At 73.3% G+C, this 19,453-nt stretch carries 15 protein-coding genes and 3 pseudogenes; 5 read left to right on the top strand and 13 right to left on the bottom strand.

Annotated elements, in window-relative coordinates; genetic code table 11:
- The first annotated feature begins 30 nt into the window (after positions 1-30).
- On the top strand, positions 31-1,005 hold the full coding sequence (locus ACQEVS_RS02270; RefSeq protein WP_433014378.1) for a quinone oxidoreductase family protein: 975 nt from the start codon (positions 31-33) through the stop codon (positions 1,003-1,005).
- Positions 1,006-1,065: 60 nt separating this feature from the next.
- On the opposite strand, the gene ACQEVS_RS02265 is transcribed toward ACQEVS_RS02270, so the two are convergent.
- The 4 genes from ACQEVS_RS02265 to ACQEVS_RS02250 form a co-directional block, all read right to left on the bottom strand.
- Entirely contained in the window at positions 1,066-1,257 is a 192-nt protein-coding gene (locus ACQEVS_RS02265; protein WP_433014375.1) for a CsbD family protein, read from the bottom strand.
- A 118-nt stretch (positions 1,258-1,375) separates the two neighbouring features.
- Positions 1,376-1,714, bottom strand: a complete 339-nt coding sequence (locus ACQEVS_RS02260; protein ID WP_433014372.1) for a DUF3140 domain-containing protein — start codon at positions 1,712-1,714, stop codon at positions 1,376-1,378.
- A gap of 98 nt (positions 1,715-1,812) precedes the next feature.
- Entirely contained in the window at positions 1,813-2,262 is a 450-nt protein-coding gene (locus ACQEVS_RS02255) for a DUF523 domain-containing protein (protein WP_433014369.1), read from the bottom strand.
- A 30-nt stretch (positions 2,263-2,292) separates the two neighbouring features.
- Positions 2,293-2,802, bottom strand: coding sequence for a DinB family protein (locus tag ACQEVS_RS02250; protein ID WP_433027198.1), 510 nt, complete (start codon positions 2,800-2,802; stop codon positions 2,293-2,295).
- 154 nt (positions 2,803-2,956) lie between these two features.
- Between ACQEVS_RS02250 and ACQEVS_RS02245 the strand changes: the two genes are divergently transcribed.
- Positions 2,957-3,532: an NUDIX domain-containing protein gene (locus tag ACQEVS_RS02245; protein WP_433014366.1), complete on the top strand. Its 576-nt coding sequence runs from the start codon at positions 2,957-2,959 to the stop codon at positions 3,530-3,532.
- Between the two features lie 88 nt (positions 3,533-3,620).
- On the opposite strand, the gene ACQEVS_RS02240 is transcribed toward ACQEVS_RS02245, so the two are convergent.
- Together ACQEVS_RS02240 and ACQEVS_RS02235 are read right to left on the bottom strand one after the other, a co-directional pair.
- Complete coding sequence (locus tag ACQEVS_RS02240) at positions 3,621-4,871, bottom strand: alpha/beta hydrolase family protein (RefSeq protein ID WP_433014363.1); 1,251 nt, start codon at positions 4,869-4,871, stop codon at positions 3,621-3,623.
- A 304-nt stretch (positions 4,872-5,175) separates the two neighbouring features.
- Positions 5,176-6,576 (bottom strand): annotated as a pseudogene (locus tag ACQEVS_RS02235) (succinic semialdehyde dehydrogenase); the annotation flags it as partial.
- A gap of 206 nt (positions 6,577-6,782) precedes the next feature.
- Between ACQEVS_RS02235 and ACQEVS_RS02230 the strand changes: the two are divergent.
- A complete protein-coding gene (locus ACQEVS_RS02230) occupies positions 6,783-7,703 on the top strand; it encodes an oxygenase MpaB family protein (RefSeq protein ID WP_433014360.1) in 921 nt (306 codons plus the stop codon).
- 10 nt (positions 7,704-7,713) lie between these two features.
- Here the strand turns inward: ACQEVS_RS02230 and ACQEVS_RS02225 are convergent.
- From ACQEVS_RS02225 to ACQEVS_RS02210, 4 genes and pseudogenes are all read right to left on the bottom strand, one after another.
- A pseudogene (locus tag ACQEVS_RS02225) lies at positions 7,714-8,954 on the bottom strand (polyprenyl synthetase family protein).
- Between the two features lie 54 nt (positions 8,955-9,008).
- Positions 9,009-10,013: a diacylglycerol/lipid kinase family protein gene (locus tag ACQEVS_RS02220; RefSeq protein ID WP_433014357.1), complete on the bottom strand. Its 1,005-nt coding sequence runs from the start codon at positions 10,011-10,013 to the stop codon at positions 9,009-9,011.
- Positions 10,010-11,553 (bottom strand): annotated as a pseudogene (locus ACQEVS_RS02215) (MFS transporter). Before ACQEVS_RS02215 ends, ACQEVS_RS02220 begins: the two are co-directional and overlap by 4 nt.
- Before the next feature lie 45 nt (positions 11,554-11,598).
- Positions 11,599-12,450 carry an SDR family oxidoreductase gene (locus ACQEVS_RS02210; RefSeq protein WP_433014354.1) on the bottom strand — a complete coding sequence of 284 codons (852 nt, stop codon included), beginning with the start codon at positions 12,448-12,450 and terminating at the stop codon, positions 11,599-11,601.
- 421 nt (positions 12,451-12,871) lie between these two features.
- On the opposite strand from ACQEVS_RS02210, the gene ACQEVS_RS02205 reads away from it, so the two are divergent.
- Positions 12,872-13,231 (top strand): hypothetical protein, encoded by a 360-nt coding sequence (locus ACQEVS_RS02205; RefSeq protein WP_433014351.1) that lies wholly within the window; start codon positions 12,872-12,874, stop codon positions 13,229-13,231.
- A gap of 225 nt (positions 13,232-13,456) precedes the next feature.
- On the opposite strand, the gene ACQEVS_RS02200 is transcribed toward ACQEVS_RS02205, so the two are convergent.
- A complete protein-coding gene (locus ACQEVS_RS02200; protein ID WP_433014348.1) occupies positions 13,457-13,882 on the bottom strand; it encodes a hypothetical protein in 426 nt (141 codons plus the stop codon).
- A 427-nt stretch (positions 13,883-14,309) separates the two neighbouring features.
- On the opposite strand from ACQEVS_RS02200, the gene lepB reads away from it, so the two are divergent.
- Positions 14,310-15,203, top strand: a complete 894-nt coding sequence (lepB, locus tag ACQEVS_RS02195; RefSeq protein ID WP_433014345.1) for a signal peptidase I — start codon at positions 14,310-14,312, stop codon at positions 15,201-15,203.
- An 87-nt stretch (positions 15,204-15,290) separates the two neighbouring features.
- Here the strand turns inward: lepB and ACQEVS_RS02190 are convergent, their stop codons facing one another.
- Both ACQEVS_RS02190 and ctaD read right to left on the bottom strand, forming a co-directional pair.
- A complete protein-coding gene (locus tag ACQEVS_RS02190; RefSeq protein WP_433014342.1) occupies positions 15,291-17,231 on the bottom strand; it encodes an ABC transporter ATP-binding protein in 1,941 nt (646 codons plus the stop codon).
- 279 nt (positions 17,232-17,510) lie between these two features.
- Positions 17,511-19,193 (bottom strand): aa3-type cytochrome oxidase subunit I, encoded by a 1,683-nt coding sequence (gene ctaD, locus ACQEVS_RS02185; RefSeq protein ID WP_433027195.1) that lies wholly within the window; start codon positions 19,191-19,193, stop codon positions 17,511-17,513.
- Positions 19,194-19,453: the final 260 nt, after the last annotated feature.

The raw sequence follows: 19,453 nt of genomic DNA, 5'->3' as shown, positions 1-19,453 counted from the left end.
CCGTGGAACACTTGTTGAGGGGTGGCTGCCATGCGTGTTGTCCGGTTCGAGGAGTTCGGCGGTCCGGAGGTCCTGACGGTGACCCGGGCCCCGGCCCCCCGGCCGGGCCCGGGGCAGGTCGTCATCGACGTCGCGTACGCCGGGGTGAACTTCGCCGACATCAAATCGCGGAGTGAGGGGTACCGCGTGCCGTCGCTCCCCTTCGTGCCGGGCCTGGAGGTGTCCGGGTGGATCCGGGCGATCGGTGACGGCGTGACGGGGCTGGAGGTCGGCCTGCCTGTCGCCGCGTTCACCCCGGGCGGCGGCTACGCGGAGGCCGTCGCCGTCGACGCCGCGACCGTCTTCGCCCTGCCGGACAGCATCGACCTGCGCACCGCCGCCACCTTGCCGACCGTCCTGCCGACCGCGCACGCCCTCCTCCACGAGGTGGGCCGCCTGCGCGCGGGCGAGACCGTGCTCGTGCAGGGGGCCGCGGGCGGTGTCGGAACGGTGCTGGGCCAGTTGGCCGAGGCCGCCGGCGCGGGGCGGGTGTTCGGGGTGGTGTCCGGGGCGGCGAAGGCCGAGTACGCGCTCGCGCACGGGTACGACGAGGTCCTCGTCGGAGAGTTCGCGGACAAGGTGCGCGCCGCCACCGGCGGCCGGGGCGTGGACCTCGCGCTGGACCCGGTCGGCGGCGAGACGTTCCGGCAGAGCCTGGAAGCGCTGGCGCCCTTCGGCCGCCTCGTCTCCTACGGCAACGCGAGCGCGGCGGAACCCTGGCGGCTGGGGCAGACGGAGCTGTTCCCCGGCGCGGTATCCGTCGCGGGCTTCTCGCTCCTCACGCTCGTGGCCACGGCGCCCGAGGCCGTACGCGAGATCGCGGCACGGGCGTTCCGCACGGTCGCCGACGGGACCGTGAGCCTGCCCGTCACGGCGGAGTTCCCCCTCACCGAGGCGGCGGAGGCGCACCGGCTGATCGAGACGCGTACGACCACGGGCAAGCTGCTCCTGCGGGTGGCGGACTGAGCGCGGGCCGGCCGGGCGCCGGGCGTCCGCAGGCCCTTGGGGCCCGCGGACGTCCGCCCATCACCTGCCCTTGTGCTGCTTCCGCTCCGCCGCGTGCCGGGCCTTCGCGACCGCGTCGTGGAGCTCGCCCTTGACCTTCTGCAGGTGGCCCTCGCTCTGGGTCCGGCGGTCGCCGGTCACCCGGCCCAGGGTCTCCTTCAGGCGGCCCTTCGTCTGGTCGGCCTTGGCCTTCGTCCTGTCCTTGGCGCTCATGTCGGCGATGCCCTTCGCTTCGCTTGCAGGGGCTGGGAGGGCGGGCGGTGCCCGCTCCCCGGTTTCCAGTGTCGATCGCCGCGGCGCGCGGCGCACGCCGTGGCCGTCGTGGGCGGGGTCAGGACGGCTTCAGCGGGTCGTGGCCGATGCTCATCAGGCCGTGCCGCCACTGCGTCCCGCCGGCCTCCGGCTCCCGGTCCGGGCTCCGCTGGGAGCGAACGACGTCGCAGACGCGCCGCATGACGCGGGCGTCGTCCTCGGTGAGGTCGGTGCGGCGCTTGGCCAGGATGTCGAGGACCTGCCGCCCGGTGGGCGGCCCGGCGCGGTCGGGGACCTCCTCGGCCCGTTCGCCCGCCGCCTGGACGCTCAGCCAGTCCTGGAGCTCGCGCGAGGTCATGTTCACCGCCGTGTGGAACTCGTCCCACAGCTCGGTGCTCACATTGCCGGACGCTGCCACTGTGCTGCCTCCTCATGGCCGGAAAGTGCCGTCGAGGCACGCGTTGCCGATCGCCGGGCCGGTAAACAAGCCCGTGCGCGGACGGCGGCGGGCGGCTCTCACACCCCCGGCGCGGGGCGCACGGCGATCCCGTTCCGCTCCAGCAGCGCCGCCGTCACCCCGTCGCCCGGCACCAGCTCCCCGCCGAACGAGCCGTCGTACACCGCGCCCCGCCCGCACGACGGGCTGCGCGGCATCAACAGCGCCTCCGCGCACCCGCCCCGCCGCGCCGCCGCGAGCGCGCGCCGCGCCCCGGCCAGGAACTCCGCCGTGACGTCCCGCCCGGTGTCCTCGACGACGCGCGCCGTCCCGTCGAGTACGTCGTGCCCGTCGCCGCCCACCAGTTCCGCGGGCCGTCGCGGGGTCGCGAGCCCGCCCGCGACCTCCGGGCAGAACGGGACCACCGCGCGCCCCGCCACCGCCGCCCCGACCTCCGGCGACGCCTTGTCCCGCCCGTCGAACCGGCAGGGCACTCCCCGCAGACACACGCTGACCAAGATCGCTTCCATGCCGCCAGGCTAACCGGAGGGGGCCCGGTCTCAGGCCCCCACCGTCCCGTCGACGCCCTCGCGCAGGAGGTCCGCGTGGCCGTTGTGGCGGGCGTATTCGAGGAGGACGTGGACCATCGCCATGCGCAGGGAGACCCGCTGCCCCCAGCGCGGCTGGAGGCCCGTCGCGTCGAGTGAGGCGGCCGCGGCCTCGACGCGGCGGGAGTGGGCGACCTCGGCGTCCCACGCGGCGAAGGCCGCGGCGCGGGTCGAGGCGGACGCGTCGTACGCCGCCTGGAAGTCCATGCGGTCGGACCAGACGAGGGGCAGGGCGTTGTCCTCGAACACCCGGCGGAACCAGGTGCGTTCCACCTCGGCGAGGTGGCGGACGAGGCCGAGCAGGGTCAGCGTCGACGGCGGCATCGAACGTCGGCGCAGCTCGTCGTCGGTGAGCCCCTCGCACTTCCGGGCCAGGGTGGCGCGCTGGTAGTCGAGGTGGGCCCGCAGCGTCTCCCGCTCGTCGCCGGTGGTGGGAGGGGGGACGCGCTCGTCGGGGGTAATGTGTCGCTCTCCTGTTCGTTTCCTGTGGTGAAGCAGGTGTATCCCGGAGCGTCAACGCGCACAACTCCCGTCCCCGGCCCCCGGAACCGCCGGGCTGCGGCGTCGTTCTCAGGGCGCCATGACGCCGCCACCCGTCCAGGAGGAACACCGAGCCATGTCCGACGACCACGGGTGCCGAGGCTGGGACCGGCTCGGCAGCGAAGTTCTCTACAGCGGGCGGCACTTGACGCTCCACCGCGACCGCGTCGTCCAGCCGGACGGCACCCGGGGGACGTACGAACGCCTCACGCTCGCGGACGGCGCCCGGGTCGTCCCCGTCGACGACGAGGGGTGGGTCGCCCTGGTCGAGGACGCCTTCGCGCCGCTCGGCCGGCGGCTGCTGCACGTACCGGGCGGGGCCGTCGCCGCGGGGGAGGACCCCGAGGCCGCGGCGGCGCGCGAGTGCGAGGAGGAGACGGGCCGGCGCCCCGGCGTCCTCCGGCCGCTGGGCCGCTTCCACCCGCTCCCGTCCCGGACGTCGGCCGTCACCCACCTCTACCTGGGCACCGCCCTGCGCCCGGGCACCCTCCGGCGCGATCCGACCGAGGCCGGCATGCGGGTGTGCTGGCTGCCGCTCGACGACGCGGTCCGCTTGGCCGGGAGCGGGCAACTGACGGAGGCGGGGACGGTGATGGGGCTGCTCATGGCGGCACGGCTGCTGCCGACCTGCCCGACGCCGGCCGGGGGCTGAGCCTCGTCCCGTCCGGCGGTTCCGCCGCGCCCCGTGGGGCGGCGCCGCGCGCGTACCACCCCCGTGGCGGCCTGCCGCCCTACCGGGCCTACGGGTGGTACACGACCTCCGGGAAGTCCTTCGACGGCCCGTCGAGCAGGTGGCCGCAGCGGCGGTTGCGCAGGTGAAGGTCGAAAAAGGCGCGCGGATAAGCCTGTTGGATGAGGACGCCGCGGTCCGGGTCGATGGTGCCGACCCGGGCCTGTATCTGCTGCTCGGTCATGCCCAGCAGCCTGCCCGCCTGGGGCACCAGCGTCATGTTGTCGCCGTACGAGGAGTGCACGGCGCCGATGGCCTGGACGTCGAGGCGCCGGCCGCGCAGGTGGCCCCAGAAGGTCTCGACGTACGGGCTGGCGGCCCGCGTGTAGTCGGCCGTCATCAGCATGAACGGCCGCTCGATGTCGCTGGTGAGGGCGGGGTTCGACTCCATCGGGCCGTCCATGGCGAGGCCGGCGCGGATGCGCCGGTCGGCGACCGTGGCGAGGGCGGCGGCGGTGCCGCCCTTGGACCAGCCGGAGACGCCGACGTTCCGCGCGTCCAGGCCGCCGAGCAGGCCGGCCGGCAGGGCACGGCCGTCGACGTCGGGGTTGCGTCCGTTGGCGAGGTCGACGACGCGTTCGAGCACGAAGAGGAGATCGGCGGCGTAGTCCCTCGGGTACAGACCCGGGGCGACGGCGTCCCGGGTGACGACGGTCCCGTCCGGGAACTCGGTGATGCCGTCGTGGGTGTGGTCGACGGTGACGACGGCGAAGCCGTGGGCGGCCAACTCCTGGACCACAATGGTGTGGTCGGCGCGGTGGCTTCCCGCGCCGTGCGAGTAGAGGACGACGGGCAGCGGCCGGCCGGTCCGGTGGACGGGGGCGCTCTGGTGGCCGGCGGTGAGCGGAGCGAGTGCGGGAGGGATCGGGAAGCCGACGTCGTCGAGGAAGGCTTTCAGGGCGCCTTCGGTCATCCAGGGGGCGAGCGGGTACGCATCGGCGTCCGCCGCCCGGGCCGGGTACCAGACGGTGGCCATCAGCTCGCGGAATCGTCCGGGCCTGGCGTTCGGGTCGAGCCTCGACTCGTCGCGCAGGTGCAGCGGCACCATGCCCACCGGGAAGGGGCCGGTGGGAGCGGGCAGGGTGAGTCGCGCGGAGGAGCCGGTGCCGTCGGAGGGAACAGCGCCGGCGGAGACGGAGGCGGAAGCGGCCGAGGCGGTGCGGGCAAGGCCCAGCGGCGCGACGGCGCCCAGGGCGAGGGCGGCGCCCAGTATGCGGCGGCGGGACGGCCCGGTGCGGCGTGCGATCGGCGTGGTGTCCATGCGGCGGAATGCTGTCACGAGGACGGACAGGCCGCATCAGCCCGCCGGTTGATGGACCGTCACCTCGTGTCGGCCCACAGGCTCGCGTCCCCGGGCTGACGCGGAACGGGGGCGGGACCGAGACGTGACCGGTGCCCGGCCTCTCACGGGGGCCCGTCCCGGCATCGGCCCCGAGCCGGGGCCACGGAGGCCGCCGCCTCCGGACGGGTTCGCGCGGAGCCCGTCTCCCGGGTCGCGCCGCGGCCAGGAGGAGGCGGCAGGCGGCTTCGGCGTAGAGGTGCTGGGGCACGTGCGCGGGTGCCCGCAGGGGCAGCAGGCGCTGGGTGGCGATGGTCTGCGCTTCGGTGTAGGCGAGCAGTCCCTCGCGGCCGTGGCGGCGGCCGAGTCCGGAGTCGCCCATGCCGCCCATGGGCGCGTCCACGGACGAATAGGCGGCCGCGTAGGGTTCGTTGATGTTGACCGTCCCGGCCCGGACGCGCCGCGCGAGGCGACGGCCGCGTGCCGCGTCGCGTGTCCAGATGCTGGCGTTGAGGCCGTAGGGGCCGGCGTTGGCCCGGCGCACCGCGTCGTCCTCGTCCCGGACGGGGTGGACGCTCGCGACCGGTCCGAACACTTCCCGGCCGTCGACGGTCATGTCCTCGGTGACGCCGGTCAGGATCGTGGGTTCGTAGAAGCACGGTCCCAGGTCCGGGCGCGGACGTCCGCCGGTGACCAGGCGGGCGCCCTTGCCCAGGGCGTCCCGGACGTGGGCGTCCACGGTGCGCAGGTGGGCGGGGGACACGAGCGAACCCATGTCGGTGCTGTAGTCGAGAGCCGCTCCCATCCGCAGTGCGCGTGTCCTCGCCGTGAACGCCGCCAGGAACGCCGGGTAGAGGCTTTCGTGGACGAGTACGCGTTCGGCCGACATGCACAGTTGGCCCGCGTTGGCGAAGCAGGCGCGCACCGCCCCGTCGGCGGCCCTGGGCACGTCCGCGTCCTGGAGCACGATGAGGGCGTTCTTCCCGCCCAGTTCCAGCGTGCAGCCCACCAGGCGCCGGCCGGCCGAGGCGGCGACGCTCCTGCCCGTGGCCGGGGAACCGGTGAAGCACACGTAGTCGCTGTGGGCGACGACCAGGGGGCCGGCGTCGTCGCCGGGGCCGGTCACGAGCCGGAAGAGCCCCGGTGGCAGTCCCGCCCGCTCCAGCAGGTCGCGGGCCCACACCGCCGTGAAGGTCCCCTGGAGATCGGGCTTGCAGACCACGGCGTTGCCGGCCACGAGCGCGGGCAGGGCGTCGCAGAGCGCGAACGTGAGCGGGTAGTTCCACGGGGCGATGACACCGACGACACCTCGTGGGTGGCGGTGTTCCACAGTGTGGGTGAAGCCCGGCAGAGCGCCGCGCCGACGCCTGGGCCGCAGCAGGGCACGTGCGTGCCGGCCGTAGTAGCGGGCGGTCAGGGCGACGTCGAGGACTTCCTCGAAGGCGTCCTTGCGCGCCTTGCCGGACTCCAGCTGGATCAGGTCCAGCGCCTCCTCGTGGAGCCGCAGGACGAGTTCGTGCACCCGGTGCAGCACGGCGGCCCGCTCCCGCACCGGCCGCCGTGCCCAGAGCCGCTGGGCGCGGCGGGCCTCGCCGAACGTACGCTCCACATCGGCCGGCGTGCAGTGCGGCACCCGGCCCAGGGCCTGCCCGGTGAAGGGTGCGTGGATCGTCGTGTGCGCGGTCATGACGGTCCCCTCGCCGCTTCCACCCTGGGCCGCCGCGCCCGGCACGACGCCGGGCGCGGATCATCACATCAACGGACCGGCGGCGGGAAGGATGCGCTGCCCCGCCGGAAGACCACCCGAACCGGTGGACGGCCGGATGTGGCACCCTGCCGTGTACGTCGCACGGGTGACCCGCCCCTTCCCCGGCGACGGCCCATGGTCCGATCATGCGGCAGTATGACTCCCGGCCCAGCCGCCTCTCCCGGTGCGCCCGCTACGACCGTGCCCGCCACATCGCCTCGCTCGACGGCGCCCGCGACCACCTGCTGATCTACCGGCTCAGTACGGGCCTGGAGTTCCCCTGGGACTACCAGCGGTCCCTGGAACTGGCCTTGATCCGCATGTTCGCCGTGCCCGAGATCTCGGAACTCATCGACGCCACCGGACAGTTCGCCCGCGCCGGCCAGCGCCGTTACGACGACACCCTCGCCCTCCTGGCGGCCCTCGCCAAGTACGGCTACGACTCCCCGGAAGGCAAGGTCGCCCTGCGCACCATGAACCGGGCCCACCACTGGTACGCCATCCGCAACGAGCACATGCTCTACACCCTGTCGGCACTCGTCTGCGAGCCGGTCCGGTGGATCGCCCGCTACGGATGGCGCCCGCTGCTCGAACAGGAGAAGACCGCCGCGTTCTGCTTCTACCGGGCCGTCGGCGCGCGCATGAACGTCAAGGACCTGCCGGACGACTACGCCGGACTGGAACGCTTCAACCGGGAGTACGAGCGGACCTGGTTCGCGCCGTCGGCGACGGGCCGCAAGGTCGCGGACTACGTACTCGACATCGCGTGTTCCTGGGTGGCGCCACCGGTTCGTCCCCTCGCCCGCAAGGGCGTCGTCAGTCTGATGGACGAGCCACTGCGCAGGGCCTTCACCTACCCCGAGCCACGACTGACCCGTCCCCTGGTGGAGTCGCTGATGCGGCTGCGGGCGCGCGGGCTGCGCCTGCGACGGCCGCTGCGCCACTCGTACTACGACGACCCGCCCAGCCTGCGCAGTTACCCGGGCACCCACCACCAGTACACGGTCGCCGACTTCGGCGTCACCGCGCCGAGCGACGTCGACGCCCGGTGGCGCCGGCAGCCCTGACCCCGGGTCGTCAGGCGACCCGCGCCCGGTGCACGGTGTGACGGGCGACGGCCCGGACGAACAGGGCGGCGCGGTTGCGGGGCAGGTCCGGCCGGAGTTCCCGCCAGGCCGAGTCGAGGAGGAGGCCGGCCTCCTCGACGCACGCCTGGAGGGCACCGCACCGCGTCAGCTCGGCCACGTCCTCCCGCAGTGACTCCGGTGTCCAGCGGCCGTCCCGGGCGCGCTGCCACAGCGCGCGCATCCGCCCGCGGGGGAGCAGGGCGACCGCGTGCGCCAGCGGCATGGTGACCTTGCCGTTGCGGAGGTCCTCGGCGACCGATTTCGTGGGCGCGCCTTCGTGGACGACACCCCGGAGGTCCAGGACGTCGTCCGTGACCTGGTAGGCGACGCCGATGGCCTCTCCGTAGCGCCCGAGCCCGTCGCGCACCCGGGCCGACGCGCCGGTGAGCAGGGCGGCGACCTCGAAGGCGGCGCGCACGGGGACACCCGACTTGAGCCGGTGCGTCAGCCGCACCTGGTCCAGGAGGGTCCGCGGGTCGCCGGTGGCGACGGCCGTGTCCATCTCCGTCCGCAGCCCGGCGATGTCCAGGCCCTGCCCGGCGTGGGCCGAACGGAGCGCGCGCAGGTACACGTCCTGGACGGCGGACCGCAAGGGCGCGTCGTCCGGCACGACGGCGCACAGGGCGCGGTGGAAGGCGAGGTACGCCGCGGTGCCGGCGTTGAGCGCGACGGGCACGCCGAACACCAGGTGGGCCGCCCGCGTCCCCGGCGGAGGCCGGCACCGTCCTCGACGTCGTCGACGATGAGGGAACCGGTGTGCATGAGTTCGCCGGCCGCTAGGATCGGCCCGAAGCGCCGGCTGTCACCGCCCAGCGTCTCGATCACCTTGGCCATCAGGTAGGGGCGCCACCGCCGCCCACCGCCGTCCACGAGGTGCCGCACGGGCCGCACCAGGGCCTCGTGGAGCCGGGGGACGATCTGGGTGAGCAGCACGGGCTGGAGGCACGAGGCGTCCGGAAGCCCCAGGAATTCCTGCACGACGCGGGCGTCGAAGGAGTCCGCGTCGGGGTAGAGCGCCGAGATGTGGGTGCGCAGCTCGGCGCTGAAGCGCCGCACGTCGGCGCGCACGATCTCGGGAAGTCCGCTGTCCGGCCGGCCGTGACCCCGGCGGGCGGAGGGCGCGGGATCCTGGTGGGGGACTTCCGCCACAGGAGAGCCGTCGAGGGCGTACGAAGGTCGGGTCGGGGGCATGTGGCTCTTTCTCACGGGTGCTGCTGTGGCTGTGGGGAGTGCCGTCGGGGCCGCTCACAGGGCGATGGCCAGCGCCTGCCGCACGGAGTGGAACGACAGCGCGCGGCAGGGGGCAGCGGTTCGCCGTCCACGTGCAGCGCGATGGGGGACTGCGAGGTGACCGACAGGCTCGTGACGCCGGAGAACCGCGCCACCGGCCGTCCCGCGTGCTCGCGCCGGGGTGCCGCGAGCATGCGGGCCAGCAGGAAGGCGCAGTGCGGGAGGGACGAACCGGTGAACGCCAGCGCCTCCAAGTCCTTGTCCCAGGCGGCGGCCGGGCACGGGTTGAGGGCCGACCGCCCAGGTAGGCGTAGGGGAGGCGTTCGCCACCAGCAGGGCGAGGGCTTGTCGTTCGCTCCCGCCCCCCGTGATCCGCAACGCCTGCCGGCGCGGGCACGCTCCGCGGGGGAAGACCCGCACGCCCTCGGCGAGGGCGCGGATCACCGACGTCCTGCCGCTCCGGCGCCGGGCGGCCGCCATCCGGGACATCAGTTCGGCGCCGAAGCCGGCGCCGGACGCGAAGAGGAAGAACCGTGCGTTGACCCTGCCGACGTTGACGAGCGTGCGCCGGCCGGTGCGCACGGCCGCGGCCAACTGCCGCACGGCGCCCGGCGGGCTGGTGCTCACACCGAGGGAACGGCCGACGACGTTCATGGCGCCGGCGGGGAGGATGCCCAGCACCGGGACGCCGTCGGCGGGCCCGTGGGCCGGGAGGCCGTGGGCGGGGGCACCGGCCGGGACGCCGCCGGCAGGTCTGCCGGTGGGCCCGTCGGCGGGGGCATCGGCCAGCAGGCCGTTGGCCACTTCGTTCACCGTCCCGTCGCCTCCGACCGCGACGACGAGCCGGACCCCGCGCCGGCGGGCCTCGCGGGCCAGTTCCGTCGCGTGCGCCGGGCCACCGGTCACCGCCACGTCCACCGTCCCGCCGGCACCGGCCAGGGACCTCACCACCGCGTCCACGTCGACCCGCCCCGCCCGGGTGGCGGCGGGGTTGACGATGACGAGGACCGTCCGGCTCACCGGAGGCGCCCCGGCCCCGGCACGGCGGGAACCGGCGCCAGGGCCGCTCGCCCGCGCTCACTTCCCCTCTCCCACAGGAGGAACGCCGCGGCACACGACCCCGCGAGGCACAAGGCCGCCGACAGGTACGCGATGTGGTGCAGCGCGGAGAGGAACGCCGCCTGCGCGTCGTGCGCCAGCACACCGGCGGCCCGCAGCCGCCGGGCACCGGCCGGAGTGCGGGGCCCGCCGGCCAGCGCGGCCTCGGCCACCAGGCGCCGCACCCTCGTCAGGGCGGACAGCAGATGATCCCGTGCTCCCGGCCCGCCCGCCGCCGGCGCACCGTTCCGCATGGCCGAGGAGTACACGGTGTTGAACACCGAACCCATCGCCGCCACCCCGGAGGTACTGCCCACACTGCGCACCGCGTCGTTGACGGCGGCACCCACACCTGCCGTACCGGGCGGTACCGCGCCCATGATCAGGCCGGTGGCCGGGCCTCCGGCCAGGCCGGTGCCCAGGCCCACCAGCCACAGGAACACGCGGAGCCGGGCATCCTCGGCCGCCGCCGACACCCCGGCCAGCACGAGGAAGGAGCCACCGCACAACACCAGGCCGGCGACGATCAGGTGCCGGGCGGCCACCCACCGGGCGGCCACGGCCGCGAGGACGCCCCCGCAGGCCACCCCCAGACCGCCGAGCACCATCGTGGTCCCCGCCTCGAACGGGGAGAGCCGCAACAGGCCCTGAAGGTGGAAGGTGAGGACGAAGGTGGCACCGACCAGCGTGAAGAACAGCAGGGAGAGCGTCCCCACCGCCACCGCGTACCCCCGGTCGCGGAAGAGGTCCAGCGGAAGCATGGGCGACCGCGCACGGCTCTCCCAGCGCACCATCGCGGCCAGCAGCACCACCCCACCGGCCGCGACACCCACCACGAGGCCGCTGGTCCACCCGTGCGACGGAGCCTGGATGAACGCCCACACGACCGCCGCCAGCCCACCGGAGGCCAGGAGGAGTCCCACCGGATCCGCGCCGGGCGCCCGCTCCTGTCGGCAGGCGGGGACGACGGCCATGACCCCGGCCAGAGCGAGCAGGGCCAGGGGGACGTTGCCCCAGAAACACGCCCGCCACGAGTACCGCTCCAGCAGCCAGCCCCCTACCAGGGGCCCACCAGGACGCCCACGCCCGCGACGGTCGCCCAGAGCGTCACGGCGAGCCGCTGACGCCCCGGGCAGGTGAACACATGGACGAGGATGGAAAGGGTCGCCGGCATGATCAACGCGGCGCCCGCACCCATGAGCCCGCGCGCCAGCACCACCAGAGAGGCATCACCCGCGACGCCCCCGAGCACGGAGGCCGCGACGCACACCCACAGCCCGGCGACCAGCGCCCGGCGCCGCCCCCGGCGGTCCCCCCAGTTGCCCGCGGCCAGCACCCCCGCGGCCAGCGTGAGGGTGTAGGCCCCGACGATCCACTGCAACTGGGCCGCCGTGAGACCCATCTCGCGCTGCAACTCCGGCAAGGCCACGTTCACGACGGTCTGGTCGACGCCCAGCAGCATCAAGGCCAGACACAACGCGACGAGCACACACCACTGCCGCACGGTTCACTCCCCTTCCGGCCGGGGAACGGGGAAGACCGCGCACGCCAGCGCGTCGAACCACGGACCGGGCAACAGACCGTGCAGGCCCAGCGAGAGACGCGCGGCCGGCCCCACCACGTACCGGGACCGGGGACCCCGCGAGGTCAGGGCGTGCTCCACCGCGCGGGCCACCGCCTGCGCGGAGCCGACACCGTACCGGCGCGGCCGGCTCCGCACCCGGCCGTAAAAGGTCTCCAACCGCTTCCGGTACGCGTCGTAGACCGGCAGCCGCCGGCCGCCCCGGGACAGGACGTTCAGCGCCGTCTCGATGAACGCGGTGCGCACCGCCGCCGGTTCGATGGTGCTGACCCGCACACCGAAGGAACGGGTTTCCAGCCCGAGCGTGGCGCTGAGGGACGTCAGCGCGTGCTTGCTGGCGTGGTAGCAGCCGCCGCCGGGCAGCGAGAAACGGCCGGCGACGGACGAGACGTTGACGATGCGCCCCTCGCCGGCCGCACGCATGCCGGGCAGCACCGCCTGTGCCACGAGCAGCGGACCGAGGACATTGACCTCGAACTGGTGCCGCGCCTCGTCGAGCGGGATGTCCTCCAGGGGACCCGGCAGGGCGTACCCGGCGTTGTTCACCAGGCCCCAGACGGCACCGTGCCGCGCCTCGACCTCGGCCACGCACTCGCGCACCGACACCTCGTCCGTGACATCGAGGCGCGCGACGCTCAGACCGCCGGCCCCCCGATCCCCGTCGGCCACCAGGTCCCGAAGGTCCTCCACCCGCCGCGCGGTGGCGACGACCGCGTAGCCCCCGCGCGCCAGCCGCGAGGCGACGGCGCGCCCGATCCCCGTGGAACAGCCGGTCACCAACACGGCCCGATGCGTGGTGCAGGGGGCCGCCGCGGACCCGCTGAACCGATATGACGTTCTCACAAATGGCGCATCATGCCCGGTGTCCCGACGGCGTGGGGGCGATCACCGCGCCCTTTAGCCCGTACGAGGGGACGGCCGGGGGATGGAGACCGCCGAGTCCCGAATGACCGTCCGATGATCCGTACGCCAGGCCGGAAGAAAGCGCTCCAAGGGCGCACAGCCCTTCAGGGACGCCGCCCCGCCCGCCGTCGCGCCCCGCCGGTACGACGCGACACGGGTCCTTCCGGGCCGGCCGTAACTGTGATCGTGTGACGGCGTTAGCCCATCCGCGTGGCCGGATGGTCGGCGGCCACGGCTCACCCAGACCGGAGCCGGGCGGTACGACCCGCTCCCCGTGGAAAGGCAAGGCAGACGGATGCGCGCGTCGAAGCGATTCTGGGTGCCGGCCGGCATGGCCGCGGCCCTCCTGATGTCACCCACGGTCACCGGATCCGCCACCGCCGACGTGATCGACACCCTGCCCGGCGGCCTGTTGTCGAATATCAACAGCAGGATCGCGTCGGGTGGCTCGAACCTGTGCGGCACGAGCAGGCTGGGCATCCTCAACGAAAGGCAGTGCGTCGTCCGACGAGGAGGCCACGGAGAACGGACCCTCGTCGGCCCGACGGGTGGAGTGCTGTCGAACCTGGACTCACGTCAGGCGTACGGCGGCGGCAACAACTGCGGGAGCGACACGATCGGCGTGCTCAACAGGACCACGTGCATCGTGCGGTGAGGCCCCGCCGGTTCCACCGCTGAACGGCTGAGGGTTGTCGTTCATGGTGCGGCGGGGGCCGCTACGTCCGCCGGGGTGTCGCCGTGCCCGTCACGGCGTCGTCCACCGGCTCCGGGGCGGCACCGCACGCGGTGTCCCGTGGCACGACGCGGCTCCACGTCCCGGGCGCGAGATCCCTGGAGGCGCGGGCGGGAGACGCCGTCCTGTCGTCGCCGCGGCGCCGGATCACGCTTGGCGTACCTTGACGCCGCCGATCAGGGAGTAGGAGCGGACCTTGACGACCGCGCCGTCGGGCTCGCCGGCCACGTTCTTGCTGCGGCCGCCGAGGAGGGAGAAGCCGCTGACCTCGACCGTGGTGCCGGCGGGGACGGTGACGTCGACGCCGCCGAGGACGGAGAAGGCGTCGATCTCGGCCGAGGCGCCTTCGGGGTAGGCGAGTTCCGCGCCGCCGACGAGGGCCGCCTTCACCAGGTGGGTGGGTCCCTCCGGCAGGTCGGCGGCGGTGTGGTCGAGCTTGGCGCCGCCCACTGCGGCCACGTGCACCGTCCGCTCCCGGGCCGTGAAGTCGCCCTGGTGCTTGAGGCCGCCCAGGAGCGACAGGCTCCACTCGGTGCGGCGGGTGCGGGCGGCGGCGTTCTTCGTGATCTCCATGCCCCGCACGCTACGGCCCGGCCCCGACGGGCCGTCAGTGTCCGGCGACACCCTTCCGGGATGACAAACGTCATGGCCACGCACCCAGCCGCCGCGCCGGGACCTGCGCAGGCCGGTGTACTCCTCCGGCGCCTCCGTCCACGGCACGGTCGACGAGGACCCGGTCACCGAGGCGACCCGGGCCACGACACCACCGCCCGGCGGCCCGCAGACTCCTCGCGCGCGGCGGCGCGCCGGGCGGGGCCCGCGACCCGTACGGAGGAACGTGCCGCGCCGCCGACGGCCCGTCACGGCGCGCGAGGCCGCCGCCCCGAACGTCCGCACTCCCGCTTCGCATAGGCTGACCCCGCCGGAATCTCCCGCTCGACGGGAACGCCGGGGCCCGGGCCGCGCACGGAACGGGCGGTGGTCGAAGTGAGGAGTGGATGTGGGGGACGTTGCGGTGGGCGCGCGTTCGGAGCAGGGCGGGCCGGAGGAGGAGCCCGTGGGGGCGGCCGACGGGACCGAGAAGGCCGATCAGGCCGGAAACACGGGGAAGGCGAAGAAGAAGGCCGGACAGCAGCGGCCGTTCTGGAAGGAGTTGCCCCTCCTCGTCGTGGTCGCCCTGGTGCTGGCGCTGCTGATCAAGACGTTCCTGGTGCAGGCGTTCTCCATCCCCTCGGACTCCATGCAGAACACCCTCCAGCCGGGGGACCGGGTCCTGGTCGACAAGCTGACCCCGTGGTTCGGGTCGGAGCCCGAGCGCGGCGAGGTCATCGTCTTCCACGACCCCGGCACCTGGCTGAGGGACGAGCCGACGCCGCAGCCCAACATGGTGCAGAAGGCGCTGAGCTTCGTCGGGCTGATGCCGTCGGCCAACGAGAAGGATCTGATCAAGCGGGTCGTCGGGGTCGCGGGCGACACCGTGGAGTGCAAGGGAACCGGCCCGCTGAAGGTCAACGGCAAGCCGCTCCAGGAGCCGTACATCTTCCCGGGGAACACCCCGTGCAGCCTGGAGGACTGGGGCCAGTTCAAGGTCACCGTGCCCAAGGACCGGCTCTGGGTGATGGGCGACCACCGGCAGAACTCCGCCGACTCCCGCTTCCACCAGAAGGAGCCGGGCAACGGCTTCGTGCCCGTCGGCAACGTCGTGGGCCGGGCGATCGTCGTGGCCTGGCCGATCGACCGCTGGGCCACCCTGCCGGTGCCCGACACCTTCGACCAGAAGGGCATCGACAAGGCGGCCGCCACGGCGCCCACCGCCGTGGCCTTCGTCGGCGCCGTACCGCTGGTGCTGCTGCGCCGGCGCGTGGCCGTCCGCCGCGCGGAGCGGCGCGGGTAGCGGAGACGGTACGACGCGACGCGGCAGGCGCCCGGCCCCGGACTTCCCAGTCCGGGGGCCGGGCGCCTTTCTGTCGTCCACGGACCCTCAGCGGTCCTGCGAGAGCGCGTACAGCTCCTGGAAGAGGCCGCCGGCCGTCACCAGGCGGTCGAACGGCCCCTGCTCGGTGATCCGGCCGTGCTCCATCACCACGATCCGGTCCGCGATACGGGTGTTGTCCAGGCGGTGGGTGACGACGATGGTGATGCGGTCCTTGGCCATGTCCTTGAGCGCCTGGAAGATCATGTGCTCGCCGCGGGCGTCGAGTTCGCTGGTCGGTTCGTCCAGGATGAGCACCGGGGGCCTGCGGTACAGGGCCCGGGCGCAGGCGATGCGCTGCCACTGGCCGCCCGAGAGGTTGACGCCGCCCCACAGTTCTCGGGCGAGCAGCATGTCGAGCCCTTCGGGGAACTCCTCGACGGTCGGGCGCAGTCCGACCAGGTCGACGGTCTCCCAGACCCGGTCGTCGTCCCAGGTGAGGGGCTGGCCCAGGGTGATGTTCTCGCGGGCGGTGAGCGGCCAGTAGGCGAAGAACTGGGGGACGAGGCCGGTGCGGGCCCAGACCGTGTCCGGGTCGGCGTTCGCCAGGTCGACGCCGTCCCAGGACACCGTCCCCTTGTCGGCGGTGAACAGCCCGGTCACCAGCCGCATCAGGGTGGACTTCCCGGAGCCGTTCTCGCCGACCACCGCGACGAGCTCGCCCCGGCGCAGCGTCAGGTCGAGGCCGTCGACGGCGGGCCGGGCCTTGTTCGGGTAGGAGTAGGTGACCTTTTCGAAGCGGATCGTCTCCGGGTGGGCGGGGGCCGCTTCCCGGCCGCGGTTCGGGGCGAGCGCCCGGGTGCGGTCGACGAACCGCTTCCAGTCGCCGAGGTAGAGGGTGGAGTGGAAGAGGCTGGTGCAGTAGTGCACGACGTTGGTGAGGTTGCCCAGGGCGGCGCGGACGGCGACGACGGCCGTGGCGGAGACGGCGAACGACACCCGGCCGGTGACCGTGAGCCACACCAGCGTCGTCCAGGCCAGCGTCAGGCAGGCGCCGCCGGCGACCGCGGCGAGGAGGTTGACGCGCAGCCCCAGGCCGGCGGCCTCGACGATGCGCGCGTCGATGCGGTGGGAGACCGTCCGGTACCAGAACATCAGGTACTCGCGCATGCTGTTGGCCCGCACCTCGTCCGCCAGCCGCGGTGTGGTGACGTGCCAGCGCATCATCCCCTTGACGTTGCGGCGGGACACGTTGGCGTAGTGGGTGCGGTGCTCGATCTTCGCCTCGGCGACCGCGCCCGCCCCGGACGGCAGCACCGCCAGCACCAGCACCGGCAGCATCAGCGGGTGCAGGACGGTCAGCACCCCGCAGGCGGCGACGAGCCGGATGAGGGCGGACATAAACGCCTGCGCGTCGTAGAGCATCCGGTCGCAGCGGATCGCCCCGGTCTCGGCCGCCTCGTGCTCGTCGGCGAAGTCGGCGCGGTTGAGCGCGGCCAGTTCCACCGAGACGACGGCCTCGACGAGGGCGACGTCGGCGGCCGTCATCAGCCGGGGTTTGAGCCGGCTCACGGCCCAGGACGCCACTCCGTACGCGACGCGGGCGACGGCCGCGGCCACCGCCACGACGATCAGGGCCGGGAGGGCCTCGCGGATGCGGTCGGGCACCAGGCCGCCGCCGAGCACGGGCGTCATGGCCCGCGCGGTCGCCGCGAGGCCGACGGCCGCCGCCGTGCCGGAGAGCAACTGGCAGCCCACCAGGACCAGGACGTCCCGGCGGTCGACCGCCCAGGCCATGCGGGCGATCTGGGCGAGCAGGGCGGGGATGCGGGAGCAGAGTCGGAAGAAGGACGCGCTCTCGAACGCGTCCCGTAGCCCGGCGTCGCGGCATCGCACTTCCTTCGGTTCGGGCAGGGGTGGGCGGGCCGGCTCGGATGCCCCGGCCGCCTCGGTCGTCTGCGGTGGGCCGGGTGGGTGCGCCGTCCGTTTGAGTTCGTGGTCGGTCGTCACGATTGGTGCTCCCTCCACTCGTTCGGGTGCCGTTTCCGGCGGTCCCGTGACCAACTGCGCCAAATGGGGGAAGGACACGGCGGCGCCCGAAAGCGGGCAAGCGACGTGAAGTGCCCCAATGCGCCATGAGTGGGTGGACCGTTGACGATGACGGTCGCTCTCCGGGCTAACTCACACGAAAGGGTGAGGGAGTGGTTGCGTCCGCGACGCGGAAGGGTCCGGGGACGCTGTGTACGCGTCCCCGGACCCCGGTCGTTCCGCGCGACCGTCAGCCCGCCGTCAGCCCGCCGACGTCACCGCCGGCTCGCGTTCCGCCGCCGTCCGCGCGTCACCCGACTCCAGGCCCGGACGGTGCAGGTCGAGCGCCGGGGACTCGGAACGGATCTTCGGCAGGGACGAGAAGTTGTGCCGCGGCGGCGGGCAGGAGGTCGCCCACTCCAGCGAGCGGCCCCAGCCCCACGGGTCGTCGACCTCGACCTTCTCGCCGTACTTGGCGGTCTTCCAGATGTTGTAGAAGAACGGCAGGAACGACAGCCCGAGGAGGAACGAACCGATGGTGGACAGCGTGTTGAGCGCCGTCCAGCCGTCCGCCGCCAGGTAGTCGGCGTACCGGCGGGGCATGCCCTCCGCGCCCAGCCAGTGCTGGACCAGGAACGTCAGATGGAAGCCCACCGTGAGCGTCCAGAAGGTGACCTTGCCCAGCCGCTCGTCCAGCATCTTGCCCGTGAACTTCGGCCACCAGAAGTGGAATCCGGCGAACATCGCGTAGACGACCGTGCCGAAGAGCGTGTAGTGGAAGTGCGCGACGACGAAGTACGAGTCCGAGACGTGGAAGTCGAGCGGCGGCGCGGCCAGCAGCACACCCGTCAGACCGCCGAAGACGAAGGTCATCAGGAAGCCGGTGGCCCACAGCATCGGCGTCTCGAAGGACAGCGAGCCCTTCCACATGGTGCCGATCCAGTTGAAGAACTTCACCCCGGTCGGGACCGCGATCAGGAAGGTCATGAAGGAGAAGAACGGCAGCAGCACACCGCCCGTGACGTACATGTGGTGCGCCCACACCGTCACCGAGAGGCCGGCGATGGAGATCGTCGCCGCGATCAGACCCCAGTAACCGAACATCGGCTTGCGGGAGAAGACCGGGATGACCTCGGAGACGATGCCGAAGAACGGCAGCGCCAGGACGTATACCTCGGGGTGCCCGAAGAACCAGAAGAGGTGCTGCCACAGCAGTGCCCCGCCGTTGGCCGCGTCGAAGATGTGCGAGCCGAACTTGCGGTCCATCTCCAGCGCGAACAGCGCGGCGGCCAGCACCGGGAACACCAGCAGGATGAGCAGGGCCGTGAGCAGGACGTTCCAGGTGAAGATCGGCATCCGGAACATCGTCATGCCCGGGGCGCGCATGCAGATGATGGTGGTGATGAAGTTGACGGCACCCAGGATGCTGCCGAAGCCGGACAGCGCCACACCCATGATCCACAGGTCGGCGCCGAGGGTGGGGGAGTGCTGTGCGTCGGACAGCGGCGTGTAGGCGAACCAGCCGAAGTCGGCGGCCCCCTGCGGGGTGAGGAAGCCGGCGGCGGCCATCAGCGAACCGAAGAGGAACAGCCAGTACGACAGCATGTTCAGACGCGGGAACGCCACGTCGGGCGCGCCGATCTGCAGCGGCATGATCCAGTTCGCGAAGCCGGTGAACAGCGGCATCGCGAACAGCAGCAGCATGATCGAGCCGTGCATCGTGAACGCCTGGTTGAACTGCTCGTTCGACATGATCTGCGAACCGGGGCGGGCCAGTTCCGCGCGCATCAGCAGTGCCAGCACCCCGCCGATGATGAAGAAGACGAAGGCGGAGACGAGGTAGAGCGTCCCGATCCGCTTGTGGTCGGTGGTCGTCAGCCACTCGACGGGTGAACTCCTCGGCCGGGGACCCGCGGTCGCCTCCCCGAGGGGGCGTTCCGTCAGGGGTTTCTGGCCGCTCCGCACCTCGACGCCGTCCACTGGCACACCTGCTCCGCATCTGCCGAAAGTTCTTCACGGGCCGGGGACGCACCGTGGGGGCCACGGGCCCGTCCGGCCTCGTTCATGATCGGCGGCGGCCGGGGGCCGGAGCAGGGGCCGGGCGGGGCCCGGGGCAGGGCCGAACGGCCCTCTTCCGGGCGGGATTGTCGGGGCCGGCTTGTCAGGGTGGGGCCTACCCGGGAAGGGGCTCGACCGGGCGAGGC

The sequence above is a fragment of the Streptomyces sp. CA-181903 genome (genome assembly GCF_050937075.1).
GTDB lineage: Bacteria > Actinomycetota > Actinomycetes > Streptomycetales > Streptomycetaceae > Streptomyces.
The sequence above is the reverse complement of the archived record's forward strand: the minus strand, read 5'-3'. Positions and strand labels throughout refer to the sequence as shown.